The sequence below is a fragment of the Pseudomonas gebzensis genome (genome assembly GCF_034427815.1).
In the GTDB taxonomy this organism is placed as follows: Bacteria; Pseudomonadota; Gammaproteobacteria; order Pseudomonadales; family Pseudomonadaceae; genus Aquipseudomonas.
This window is the reverse complement of sequence record NZ_JAXQNS010000007.1, coordinates 26,646-39,451: the sequence shown is the minus strand read 5'-3', so window position 1 is coordinate 39,451 and position 12,806 is coordinate 26,646. Positions and strand designations below refer to the sequence as shown.

Here is a 12,806-nt window from a genome sequence, read left to right as displayed (position 1 = left end):
TTCATGTCTCATGATTGAAAATTTATGTCGCATTTTTGAATGTTTTGCACGGGATGCCTGGATGAGGCACGGTACAACCTGAACCGGTTCAGCCGAGGCTGCGTGGGGGGCTTGTGGCCGGCAGTCTGGGACAGAAAAGCCTGCCGCATGGGGATGCAGCAGGCTGGGGAGTCAGGAATCGCTCAGCAACTGGGCGGCGGGGTGAAGCCGCCCGGCAGGATCAGCGGGCCGAGGCCAGCTCTTGTTGGACACTGGCGACGGAACGAGGCCAAGGTTTACCAGCCTGGACCTTGTCTGGCAAGTTCTTGATAGCGGCTACTGCCGCATCACGGCTGGCGAAATTACCATAGGTGACCACATAAAGCGGCTTGCCCTGCAGCGATTTCTTGAAGTAGCGGTATTCGCCACCCTGCGCCTTGACGAAGGCCTGAGCCGACGCCTCGGAGCTGGTGCCGAGGATCTGCACGACGAAGTTCCCGGCTTTCTGGCTGCTGTACCAGCTGCTGTTACCGTTGCCGCCAGAGACCGCAGCGGCCGGCTTTTCGGCAGGCTTGACGGCGGGTGTGGCCTTGGCGATCTGCACAGGGGCCTGCGGTGCTGGCTTGGTGGCCGGCGTGGCAGGCTTGGTCGCTTGAGCAGGCTGCGTGGCCACCGGCTTTTGCGCAGGCGCCGTGGCTGCAGGTTGCGCTGGCGTCGGTGCGGGCCCGGCGGTCATACCCTGCGGCGGCGCAGTGGTGGTGACGGTCGGCGGAACCGACGCCGACGGCTGCGGGCTGGACGGCTGCGGCGGCGTATTGCTCGCCGGGCCGCCTTCCTCGCCATCACCCATGCCGGCAGCCTCGGCCAATGGCTCGCGCATGACCGGCTGCTGGCCACCTAACGGCAGCGGTTTGGTGGTGCCGGAGAATTCGATGGACGGATTACCCGAAGCATCCTTCTCCTGGCTTTGGGCGACCGGTTCCTGGGTCGGTTTGTCGCCTTTCTTCGGCATCAGCACAGCGGCGGCAACGGCGACCACAACGACGGCAGACAGCGCCAGGACATGTTTCTTCGGCATAGTGAACCCCATGGTTGGTCGTTTCACCGCAGTGCGGCTGGCGATCATGGCTTCGATCAAGGTATCGCGGGCGACCTGGTTGATGACCCCAGGCCAACCGTCCGAGTTTTCGTGGATGTCGGCCAACTGCTCGCGGGTGAACACGTCGATACCCCGGCCCGCCCCTTCCAGGCGCTGCTCAAGGTATTCACGGGTCTCGTCCTCGGTATACGGTTCCAGTTCGATGACGTGGAAACGTTCTTCCTGCGCACTGAAGTCATCCAGACGCGCGATCAACGAAGGCTCAGCGAACAGAAACACATGCGGACGGCCTTGCGAGACACCGGCAGCCAACTCCAGCAACGCTTGGAGTGCCGAGTCGTCGAGTTGTTCCGCATCGTCCACCAGCAGATAGACCTCCTGCCCGGTCAGCGCCAGCTGCACCACCTGCGACAGGATCGCCTGCACTTCGGCCTTGGCCACGTTCAGCGACTGCGCCACCTGGCCCAGCACACTGGCCGCGTCCGTGGCGCCACGGGCCGACACCACCACGCTCTGTACCGACTGCTTGTTGGTGCTGGCGACCAGCGCCTGGCGCAGCAAGGTCTTGCCGCTGCCCAACGGGCCGGTGACGACCAGCAGCAGATGGCTGTAACGGGCCAGATGGTGCAACTGGCCCAGCACCGGCTTGCGCTGGGCGGGGAAGAATTTGAAACCCGGCACGCGCGGTGCGAACGGATCGTGGCTCAACTGGTAATGGTCGAGGAAGGCCTCGTCGGCATGCAAACTGGTCATTGCGCTGTCACAACCTCAAAGCTGGGACACGATGGCGCGGTAATCCGCCGCCAGCGTGGCCTGGAGAATCTCTGTCGGATAGTCGTCGGTCACTACGGCTTCGCCCATCTGGCGCAACAGTACCAAGCGCAAACGACCATCCAGCACCTTTTTGTCGACCGCCATGTGTTGCATGAAATCGGCAGGGGTCATTTCCGTGGGTGGCACCACCGGCAGCCCGGCGGCCTGCATCAGGCGGATACCGCGATCACGCTGCGGTTCGCTGATCCAGCCCAGGCGCATGGACATTTCCAGCGCCATTACCGTCCCGGCAGCGACGGCCTCACCGTGCAGCCACACGCCGTAGCCCATGTGGGTCTCGATGGCGTGGCCGAACGTGTGGCCAAGATTGAGGGTAGCGCGCACGCCCGATTCGCGCTCATCGGCGCCGACGACGGCAGCCTTGGCTGCGCAGGATCGTGCGATGGCGTCGGTGAGGGTGGCCGGATCGAGTTCACGCAAGGTCGCCATGTGCTGTTCGAGCCAGGTCAGGAAGGGCTCGTCGCAGATCAGCCCGTACTTGATGACTTCCGCCAGCCCGGCCGAGAGCTCGCGTGGCGGCAAGGTGTTCAGGCTGGTGGTGTCGATCAGCACGGCATTGGGCTGATAGAACGCACCGACCATGTTCTTGCCCAGCGGGTGGTTGATTCCGGTCTTGCCACCGACCGATGAGTCGACCTGGGACAACAGGGTGGTCGGCACCTGAATGAAGTCGACGCCACGCTGGTAGCACGCCGCAGCGAAGCCGGCCATATCACCGATCACCCCGCCGCCGAGGGCGACGACCGTGGTGCGCCGATCATGCCGGGCGGTGAGCAGGGCATCGAAGATCAGTTGCAGGGTTTCCCAGTTCTTGTGGGCTTCGCCATCGGGAAGCACGACGGGCAATACCGTGTAGGCGCCTAACGTGCGCGTCAGGCGTTCGAGATACAGCGGTGCGACGGTGTCGTTGGAGACGATTGCAACTTGCCGCCCAGCGATGTGTGGCGCGAGCAATTCAGGCTGGTCCAGCAGGCCTTCGCCAATGTAGATCGGGTAGCTTCGCTCGCCCAGGTCGACCTTCAGTGTCTGCATGTATCCCCACAAGTGGTAATGCACGGAATCACCCAGGCGACCCGTGCGCTAGCGTTTAACCTGTCTCGGCAGTGGTCGCCGAGAATAGACCCGGCTTACCGGGGCGGCAACTTTTCAAGGCGTTCGAGAATATCGAGCACGACCATTCTTGGAGGTCGTTCATCGGTCTCCACGACCAGGTCGGCAATTTCGCGGTAGAGCGGATCGCGCAGCTCCAGGAGCGAGCGCAAGGTGGCCTCGGGATTGCCGGTGCGAAGCAGCGGCCGGTTGCGATCGCGGGCGGTGCGCCCGACTTGCTGTTCGACCGAGGCATGCAGGTAGATGACCCGCCCGCCCTGACGCAGCGCGGCGCGATTGGCATCGCGCATGACGACACCGCCGCCAGTGGCCAGTACCACGCCTTCAAGGTCGCACAGCTCGCAGATCATCGCCTGTTCGCGATCACGGAAACCAGGCTCGCCTTCCTTGTCGAAGATCCACGGAATATTGGCACCTGTACGCAATTCGATTTCCTTGTCGGAATCTTTGAATAACAGGCGCAACTCTTTGGCCAACAAGCGTCCGATGGTGCTCTTTCCAGCGCCCATGGGCCCCACAAGTATCATATTTCGCACGGAATCAACGACTCACAGCAATCGCCTGGTCCCCCATGATACGCGGAGTCAGAAAGACCAGCAGCTCGGATTTTTTCTCTTGTAATGCATCGCGTCGAAACAGCCGCCCAACATACGGTAGATCGCCAAGAAATGGCACCTTGTCGACCACTTTGTTTTGCGACGTCGAATATACACCGCCAATCACCACGGTATCGCCGTCGGTGACACGCACCTTGGCGTTCACCTCGTTCTTGCGGATCGGCGGTACATCGTTCAGTGCATTGACGAAATCCGGCTCATCCTTGGTCACCCTCACCGTCATGATGACGCTGCCATCGGGGGTGATCTGCGGCGTGACCTCCAACGACAGCGACGCCTCGCGAAACGAGGTGGAGGTCGCGCCGCTCTTGCTGGTTTCCTGATAAGGCACTTCGGTACCTTTGAGGATGCGTGCCGTTTCCTTGTCGGCAGTGAACACCTTGGGCTGGGAGATGATTTCGGCGGTGCCGTTTCTTTCCATGGCGCTCAATTCAAGGTCAAGCAGGTGATCGCCGCGCAGCAGCCCCAGACCGAGCACGGCAGCTGGTCGCTGCATGCCGAGGTCGACGAACAGTTCCTTGCCGGCGCGCGCGTGTTCTTTATAAAGGCCGGCGCCCCAGCGCACCCCAAGGCCTTGCTCACGGTCCACGCTGACCTCGACGATGCGCGCTTCGATCATCACCTGGCGCACCGGCACATCGAGCTGGGCGATCAGGGCACGCAGCTCGCGCATGCGCTCGGCGGTCTGGTGGAGAATCAGCGTGTTGGTCCGCACATCCACATTCAGGCTCCCGGCGCCGACCTCGCTCGGTTCGCCGAGCGAGGTGGTCAGCAGCAAGTCAGCCAGGTCTGCAGCATTGGCATGGCGAACCGGCAGCAACTCGCGCTGCAACGGCTCTGACCGAGCCTCCAGCGCGCGACCGACATGGGCTTCCCTGGACTGTTCGAGCCACTCGCTGGTGGGTGCCACCAGCAAGACATTGCCTTCCTGGCGACGGCCCAGCCCCTTGCTGCGCAGCACCAGGTCAAGCGCCTGATCCCACGGTACATCTTCCAGCCGCAGGGTAATACGCCCCTGCACGCTGTCGCTGGCGACCAGGTTGATGCCGGCATGATCGGCCAGCACCTGTAAAACCGAGCGCACCTCCACGTCCTGAAAATTCAGCGACAGCGGCCCTTCTTCAGCCAGCGCCCCCGGCGAGCTGCCAATCGCCAACAGGGTTGCCAGTGCCCACCACGTCCTTGTTCTCAGCATCATCCTTGCCCTTTTGATCTGCCCCGTGTCGAAGCGACAGCGTCCTGCTGCGCTCCTGCCAGGTATCGCCGATATAGACCCGCTTGCGAACCACCAACTGCCGCTCGTGCAGCGTCACCACCCGGCCCTGATGCGGACCCAGGCGATCGCCCAGGCTGACGCGGTAGAGCCGGCCAGCCGAGGCGATTACGGCCTGTCGTTGCCCGCCCTGGAACAGGCTGCCGACCATGTCCATCTGCTCCAACGGCACCCGGCTGAGATCTGCGTGGGTGCGCTGGCTGGCCCAAGGCTGGAACAGGTTGTGCGCGACCGCGGCGCGATTGCGCGCAGGCTCGTGGGCCAACGACGGTGGAGTGTCGAGGTCTTCGCCGGGATGGTAAGTCTGGACCAGGAGCCGGGCTTCGACGCGCCCGGGGTGAGTGGTTGATTGGGCCAGCACCGCTTCACGGATACGCAGCACCCGCACCTGCGCCAGCCAGTCGTCCAGCCAAACGCGCAGGCCTGGATACGCACCGCGCACACGCAATTCCAGCGACGCCCCGCGAAAATCCTGCTGAGGCGGCTGCGGGGTGACGCCGATCTGCTCGAACGTCAGGCCGTGTTCATGGCCGGCCAGGGTCAACTGGTCGACCAGTTCGCTGATATCTTCGCCCCCCGCCAGCCGCCAACGCGCCTCTTGCCATTGCAGTTGCGCCGCTTGCAGCGCCTGCTGCTCGGCAGCCAGGTGTTGCAGGCGGGCATGGGCCTGGCTGTGGCGCTGCTGCAGGTCGCGCGCGACGACCTGCCCTTGGGCCAAGGAAAGCCGCAGCTCGTGCAGACGGTAAACATAGCCGCCGAGCACGATCACCAGCATGAGGCTGGTGACCAGCGCCAGGCGCATCCAGCCTGGCTGGCCCGCAACCGCTGCCCAGTCCAGCGTAGCCAGCACTTTCATGACCCATGTGCCGGAAGTTTCGCCACCAGCTCGAAACGGTCGCCCGCCGGGCTGCTGCGGATCTGCTTCACTTCGACGTCTTGCAACACGGCCAGGCGCTGGATCTCTCTGACCAGCCGCGCGACCAATGCAGGCGTTGCCGCCAGGCCCGCAAGGGTCACCTGGCCGTCCTTCAGGTGCAGGCGGGTCAGTTGCAGGCCGGCGGGCGCTGCCTGTTCGAGCCCGGCCAAGATGCCCGGAACGGCGCCCTGGCCGGCATGTAGACGAACCAGACCGGCGCGGCGCTGCTCAAACTGCTTGCGCTGCTCGATCACCGTGTCCAACTGCTCGACCTGTTGCTCAAGCGCAACGCCATTGGCGTGATGCGCGGCGTTCACGACCTGCTGCTGACGCACCCGCGCCTGCGCCAGTTGATCGATCACCAGGACCAGTGCCAGCGCTGCCACCGCCCCGCCGAACAGGGACCGCTGAAAACGCCGCACCGCAGCCGCGCGACGTTGCTCTCGCCAAGGCAGCAGATTCAACCGCAGCATCAACGCAGCCCTCCCAGCGCCAGGCTGTAGGGCAACGCCATACAGCCAGCCTGGGCCTTGCGCGCAGCATGATCCAGATGCAGACCGTCCAGCGCAGGGAGCATCTGACAGGGCAACCCCAACGCCACCTGCAGGTGTTGCGCGAAGGTTGCAGTGGCGAGCGCTCCGGTGATGAATAACGCCCGAACCTGCTGGTCTGGCGTTGCGACGCAGAGCAAACGCCCCAGCGCTGGCAGCCAGCCGGTGTCATGTGCATCACCAGACGCATTCACCAGGTGCTGCTGCAACGCCGTAGCGGCGTCGGGCCAGCTGTGCAGGACAGTGCTGCCCGCCTCCAACTCCAGCAGTGCTGCACAAGCGCCCGAGGTAGCCGGCATGACGCGCTGCAGGGCCAGGCTGTCGACTTCCAGCGCCACCAGCTCAAGCCCCACCGCGGCACAAAGCGCCTCGAGCGGGTCAAGCATGTGCTGTCGGCAGGCGGCCACCAGAACCTCTACCTGCCCGGGCGTGGCGGCCGGGCCCAACACCTGGAAGTCCAGCGCCAGATCATCGAGCGTGACGGGGAACAACTGCTCGGCCTGGGCCAGCACCTGCTGCTCGAGGGCATCGTCGTTCAGGCCTGCAGGCAGGCAACAGCGCTTGCACATGACCTGCGCCGCCGGCAGCGCGAGCACGGCCTGGCGCTGGCGGCTGCCGCACTGCTCAAGGGCGCGACACAGCGGGGCTGCGAGCGACTCCAACGACCCATCGACCCGGAGCGCAGCAGCGCGCTGCTCCAGCGGTTCTAGCGCCCAGGCGCTCACCCGCGGCTGCACGCGCCGACCGCTCAACTGCAGGATCCTGATGGAGTCTGGGGCGATTTGTACCGCCAAGGGTGAACTGGCATCCCTGCCTATGCGTCCAAGCATTGCTTTTTCCTTTAAGGGTGGTGTCTATACCTGCCTGCCGACGTCATGTGGCCCGTCGGGCGGCTGCCCGGGCGGTCACCCGGGCAAGCGAAAAATGCTTATAATGCCCGGCGATTTTCCCTGTCCGCCGGCGCGCGCAACCCACCCCTCAACCTGGACACCCCAAAGCCTTGATACGCCTGTTGAAGTTCTGCTGGTGGTCTTTCGTTGCAGTGATCTGTTCGCTCGTACTCGGTCTGAGCGGCGCGTTTCTGTATCTTAGTCCCAACCTTCCGTCGGTCGATTCGCTGAGAAGCATCCAGTTGCAGATACCCCTGAGGGTGTACAGCAGCGACGACAAGCTGATTGCCGAATTCGGCGAGATGCGGCGCTCGCCCATCCGCTTTTCGGAAATTCCCCCACAGTTCATACAGGCGCTTCTGTCAGCCGAGGACGACAACTTCCTCAACCACTACGGGGTGGACCCGGGCAGCCTCATGCGCGCCGCGTCGCAGCTGGTCAAAACCGGGCATATCCAGACCGGTGGCAGCACCATCACCATGCAGGTGGCGAAGAACTTCTTCCTGACCAGTGAACGCAGCTTCTCGCGCAAGACCAACGAGATTCTCCTGGCGCTGCAGATCGAACGGGAGCTGACCAAGGACGAAATCCTCGAGCTCTACGTCAACAAGATCTACCTGGGTAACCGCGCCTATGGCATCGACGCTGCAGCGCAGGTGTATTACGGCAAGTCGATCCGCGATGTCAGCCTGGCACAGATGGCCATGATCGCCGGCCTGCCCAAGGCGCCGTCGCGCTTCAACCCACTGGCCAACCCGGTGCGTGCCAAAGAGCGGCGGGACTGGATCCTTGGCCGCATGCACCGCCTCGGCAAGATCGACCAGGCCACCTATGAAAACGCGCTCGCCGAGCCGCTGAACGCCAGCTATCACGTGCCGACCCCGGAGGTGTACGCACCGTACATCGCCGAGATGGCCCGCGCCGAAATGGTCGGCCGCTATGGCAGCGAGGCCTATACGGAAGGCTTCCGCGTCACCACCAGCGTGTCCAGCGACATGCAGGACATGGCCAGCCGCGCCGTGCGCGATGGCCTCTCGGAATACGACGAACGCCACGGTTACCGCGGCCCCGCGGCACGCTTCCCCGGCAAGAGCCGCACCGAATGGCTGAGCGAACTGGCCAAGCAGCGCACCTTGGGTGGCCTTGAGCCGGCGATCGTCACGCAGGTCGAGAAAACCGGCATCAACGTCATGAGCCGTACCGGTGAGGACGAGCACATTGCCTGGGATTCGATGAAGTGGGCGCGCCCTTATATCAATACCAACGCGCAAGGCCGCGCACCGCAGTCGCCTGCGGACGTGGCACAGGTCGGCGACCTGGTGCGTGTGCACCGCCTGACCGATGGCACGTTGAAGTTCACCCAGGTGCCGGTGGCACAGAGTGCGCTGGTCACGCTCGACCCCGCCAGTGGCGCCATTCGGGCGCTGGTGGGCGGTTTCTCGTTCGAGCAGAGCAATTACAACCGCGCCACCCAGGCCAAGCGCCAGCCCGGTTCGAGCTTCAAGCCGTTCGTCTACAGCGCGGCGCTGGACAGTGGCTACACGGCGGCCAGCCTGGTCAACGATGCACCGATCGTGTTCGTCGATGAGTCAGTGGACAAGGTCTGGCGACCGAAGAACGACACCAATACCTTCCTCGGCCCGATCCGCATGCGCGAAGCCTTGTACAAATCGCGCAACCTGGTCTCGATCCGCCTGCTGCAGGCCATGGGCATCGACCGCACCATCGACTACATCGCCAAGTTCGGCTTCAACAAGCAGGACCTGCCGCGCAACCTGTCCCTGGCCTTGGGCACGGCCACGCTGACTCCGCTGGAGATCGCCACGGGCTGGAGCACGTTCGCCAACGGCGGCTACAAGATCAGCCCGTACCTGGTGGAGCGCATCGAGAGCCGCAGCGGTGAAACCCTGTTCACCGCCAACCCACCCCGCGTGCCGCAGGGCAGTGAAGACCAGGCGGGCATCGCCGCGCCGGAACACGCCATCGACACCACCGGCCTGCCGGGCGAAGCCCCAGTACCCACAGGCGAAGGCGCCGCTGCCGTGGCAGCGCCCGCCGCTCCGGCGGTGGCCGAACGCATCATCGACGGCCGTACCACCTATATCCTCACCAGCATGCTGCAGGACGTCATCAAGCGCGGCACCGGACGTCGCGCCATGGCCCTGGGCCGCACTGACCTGGCCGGCAAGACGGGTACCACCAACGAGTCCAAGGATGCCTGGTTCTCCGGCTACAACGCTGACTACATGACCACGGTCTGGGTCGGGTTCGACCAGCCTGAAAGCCTGGGTCGCCGTGAATACGGCGGCACCGCCGCGCTGCCGATCTGGATGAAATTCATGGGCGCTGCGCTCAAGGACAAACCGAGCCATCCACCGGCCGAACCGCAAGGCATCCTTAGCCTGCGGGTCGACCCGGTCAGCGGACGTGCGGCCACACCGAGCACACCGAACGCCTACTTCGAGCTGTTCAAGGCCGAAGACTCACCGCCCAATGGCGACGAACTGGGTAACGGCGCCGCCCCAGGCAGCCCGCTGCCGGCGGATGAAGCGACACCGATGGACTTGTTCTAAAGGCTCGCAGAGGGGCACCTGGGGTGGGGGGAAAGGCTCAACCCGTGGGAGCCCTGCGCAACGTCAGTCTCGGCAGGCTTGGATGGTGAGGGCCGAGATTGAGGTGCTGTTACTGGGGCTGCTGCGCAGCCCATCGCGGCAATCCGCAGCGCAGGACCGCGTGAGCTTCAGGTATTCGCGGTCCTAACCCCTTGTAGGAGCGAGCTTGCTCGCGATGACCGGCAAAGCCGGTCCTCTGGCCGCCACGCGTTATCTGCAGGTCATTCGTGTTGTCCGAATCGGCGGCGGCGGCGCCCTTCGCGAGCAAGCTCGCGCCTACACATGCCTACCCTCCGGTAGAAGAGTGCGCTGCCCAACACTGCCAGACAAAAAAACCGGCTCAATGAGCCGGTTTTTTTCATACCGCTGGATCAGCCGTTGAACACGTCATCGACGCTTTTCAGCGGGTAGTTCTTCGGGTATGGCAGGGTGGCGACACCCGATTCGATGGCCGCTTTGGCCACGGCATCGGAGACCAGGGTGATCAGGCGTGGGTCCATGGGCTTCGGAATGATGTACTCACGACCGAACTCCAGGGCCTGTACGCCGTAGGCCTCGCAGACTTCCTTGGGCACCGGCTCCTTGGCCAGCTCCTTCAGGGCGATGGCGGCAGCGATCTTCATTTCTTCGTTGATACGGCTGGCGCGAACGTCCAGGGCACCGCGGAAGATGAAGGGGAAGCCCAGCACGTTGTTGACCTGGTTGGGGTAGTCGGAGCGACCGGTGGCCATGATCACGTCATTGCGGGTTGCATGGGCCAGTTCCGGGCTGATTTCCGGGTCCGGGTTGGAGCAGGCGAACACGATCGGGTTGGGCGCCATCGACTTGAGGCCTTCGGCGCTGAGCAGGTTCGGGCCGGACAGGCCGACGAACACGTCGGCGCCGTTCAGGGCGTCGGCCAGGGTGCGCTTGTCGGTGGGGTGAGCGAACTGCGCCTTGTACTGGTTCAGGTCTTCACGGCCGGCGTGGATCACGCCGTTGCGGTCGATCATGAAGATGTTTTCGACCTTGGCACCCATGCTGATCAGCAGCTTCATGCAGGAAATGGCCGCAGCGCCGGCGCCCAGGCAGACGATCTGCGCGTCTTCCAGGGTTTTGCCAGCGATTTCCAGGGCGTTGATCATGCCAGCGGCGGTCACGATGGCGGTGCCGTGCTGGTCATCGTGGAACACCGGAATGTCGCACTGCTCGATCAGGGTGCGCTCGATTTCGAAGCACTCAGGCGCCTTGATATCTTCCAGGTTGATGCCGCCGAAGGTGATGGAGATGCGGCGGACGGTGTCGATGAAGGCCTGTGGGCTTTCGGACTCGACTTCGATGTCGAACACATCGATCCCGGCGAAGCGCTTGAACAGAACACCCTTGCCTTCCATGACCGGCTTGGAGGCCAGTGGGCCAAGGTCGCCCAGGCCGAGAATAGCGGTGCCATCGGAGATCACGGCAACCAGATTGCCTTTGCCGGTGTACTTGTACGCCAGCTCAGGGTCACGGCCGATTTCACGTACCGGTTCAGCCACGCCTGGGCTGTAGGCCAGCGCCAGATCACGGGCGGTGGCGGTAGGCTTGGTGAGCTCGACGCTCAGTTTTCCTGGACGAGGCTTGGCATGGTATTCGAGAGCGGCAGTTTTAAGATCTGACATTGTGGGCATTCCGCTATTAACTGTTCTGACGGGCCGCCGAGGATACGCAAAGTGCCCGAGAGCGACAAGACTGCCCGGTCACAACTGTCAAGGCCCCTAGCCTACGACTTTGTGCTATGCCCTGCGGTGGAAGGAAGAATCAGTGTGTACAATCCTTGCGATTAATGTCTACACATTTCTTCTCGGGGAGACTGGAGAGCATGCGCCAGTCGGTGATTTCCAACTGCCAGCGAACAGGGCCTGACGCCGAACGACCCGCCCTCTTGATCCAGCCACGCACCTCCAGCGTGCGTCCGCTCAGGTTATCCACAAAGCCCCGCGGCGCGGTGCGTAGCAGACGAGCGGGGAGGCGTATCCGCAGCGCGTCTTCAAGCTGAAACGACAGCGCACCGTTGCTGCGGCGTACCTGGCTCACACGGCCCGAGACCACGGCGAAGCCTGAGCGCTGCACGGCCCTGGCCCTGGCTACCGGGCTACCTTGCCAAAGGCCCAGCCGAGCGCGCCGGGCAGCCTGTTCGGCCTGAGCCAGGCACTGTGCAAATCGGGCGTTGGGCGCGATGACCGTATGAAACCCCAAGCCCTCGCGCAGCAATTGGGCCGGCAGATTGTCGCCATTTCGCCCATAGGCATAGGCCAGGATGCGCCCGTGGCGATCTCTGCCTTGCGCGCCACGCACCAGCCCAACGCGCCCACCGTTGGCTTGTATCAGCGCCTGCAAGCGGCGCCTGGCAGCATCGGCGTAGGGCTCGCCCGCACGCCCGCCACGCCCGAGCTCCGGGGCATTGATGCCGATCAGCCGCACGCTACGACCGGTAGCCAGGCGCAGCGTGTCGCCATCGATCACCCGCTCGACGGCGTAGGACGTGCTCGCTACCGGGCTTGGGCACAGCGCCAAGGCCGTGGCCTGCCAAACAGCGCCCACAAAAAAGGCGCCCACCAGGGACGCCTTCTTGTGCAGCAACGCGAAACCCGAAGGATTCGCCATGTGCAGTCTTACTTCTTGGCACCGAACATGCCGAAGCGGTCTGCGAACTTCTGTACGCGACCACCGGTGTCCAGCACCTTTTGCTTACCGGTGTAGAACGGGTGGCACAGCGAGCACACGTCGATCGACAGTGGCTTGGCCAGGGTCGAACGGGTTTCAAACTTGGCGCCGCAGCTGCAAGTGACTGCAACTGCTTCGTAATTCGGATGGATATTGTCTTTCATCGTCATTTCCTCGAGCTGCGTGCCGCCACCCAACACCATTGTTGAATACCGCACGTAATTAGGCGGGGAATAATAC

General features: G+C 63.7%; 11 protein-coding genes. 1 reads left to right on the top strand and 10 read right to left on the bottom strand.

Annotated elements, in window-relative coordinates:
- Positions 1-220 precede the first annotated feature (220 nt).
- The 7 genes from SJI00_RS14470 to pilM all read right to left on the bottom strand — a co-directional run bounded on the left by SJI00_RS14470 (position 221) and on the right by pilM (position 7,209).
- Positions 221-1,831 carry an SPOR domain-containing protein gene (locus tag SJI00_RS14470; RefSeq protein WP_322462400.1) on the bottom strand — a complete coding sequence of 537 codons (1,611 nt, stop codon included), beginning with the start codon at positions 1,829-1,831 and terminating at the stop codon, positions 221-223.
- Positions 1,832-1,846: 15 nt separating this feature from the next.
- Complete coding sequence (gene aroB / locus SJI00_RS14465) at positions 1,847-2,944, bottom strand: 3-dehydroquinate synthase (RefSeq protein ID WP_322462399.1); 1,098 nt, start codon at positions 2,942-2,944, stop codon at positions 1,847-1,849.
- A gap of 95 nt (positions 2,945-3,039) precedes the next feature.
- Positions 3,040-3,558, bottom strand: a complete 519-nt coding sequence (gene aroK / locus SJI00_RS14460; RefSeq protein WP_322462398.1) for a shikimate kinase AroK — start codon at positions 3,556-3,558, stop codon at positions 3,040-3,042.
- 4 nt (positions 3,559-3,562) lie between these two features.
- Positions 3,563-4,834: a type IV pilus secretin PilQ gene (locus SJI00_RS14455; RefSeq protein ID WP_322462397.1), complete on the bottom strand. Its 1,272-nt coding sequence runs from the start codon at positions 4,832-4,834 to the stop codon at positions 3,563-3,565.
- Complete coding sequence (locus SJI00_RS14450; protein WP_322462396.1) at positions 4,761-5,768, bottom strand: pilus assembly protein PilP; 1,008 nt, start codon at positions 5,766-5,768, stop codon at positions 4,761-4,763. Before SJI00_RS14450 ends, SJI00_RS14455 begins: the two co-directional genes overlap by 74 nt.
- Positions 5,765-6,301, bottom strand: coding sequence for a PilN domain-containing protein (locus SJI00_RS14445; protein WP_322462395.1), 537 nt, complete (start codon positions 6,299-6,301; stop codon positions 5,765-5,767). The genes SJI00_RS14450 and SJI00_RS14445 overlap by 4 nt, the downstream gene beginning before the upstream one ends.
- Entirely contained in the window at positions 6,301-7,209 is a 909-nt protein-coding gene (gene pilM / locus SJI00_RS14440) for a type IV pilus biogenesis protein PilM (RefSeq protein WP_322462394.1), read from the bottom strand. The genes SJI00_RS14445 and pilM overlap by 1 nt, the downstream gene beginning before the upstream one ends.
- A gap of 170 nt (positions 7,210-7,379) precedes the next feature.
- Here pilM and SJI00_RS14435 point away from each other — a divergent pair, with 170 nt between their 5' ends.
- Positions 7,380-9,842, top strand: a complete 2,463-nt coding sequence (locus tag SJI00_RS14435; RefSeq protein ID WP_322462393.1) for a penicillin-binding protein 1A — start codon at positions 7,380-7,382, stop codon at positions 9,840-9,842.
- Positions 9,843-10,252: 410 nt separating this feature from the next.
- Here SJI00_RS14435 and SJI00_RS14430 read toward each other — a convergent pair whose 3' ends face one another.
- From SJI00_RS14430 to rpmE, 3 genes are all read right to left on the bottom strand, one after another.
- Positions 10,253-11,521, bottom strand: coding sequence for a malic enzyme-like NAD(P)-binding protein (locus SJI00_RS14430; protein WP_322462392.1), 1,269 nt, complete (start codon positions 11,519-11,521; stop codon positions 10,253-10,255).
- Between the two features lie 139 nt (positions 11,522-11,660).
- A complete protein-coding gene (locus tag SJI00_RS14425) occupies positions 11,661-12,512 on the bottom strand; it encodes a thermonuclease family protein (protein ID WP_416221053.1) in 852 nt (283 codons plus the stop codon).
- Positions 12,513-12,514: 2 nt separating this feature from the next.
- Complete coding sequence (gene rpmE, locus SJI00_RS14420) at positions 12,515-12,730, bottom strand: 50S ribosomal protein L31 (protein ID WP_312934417.1); 216 nt, start codon at positions 12,728-12,730, stop codon at positions 12,515-12,517.
- Between the last annotated feature and the right edge of the window lie 76 nt (positions 12,731-12,806).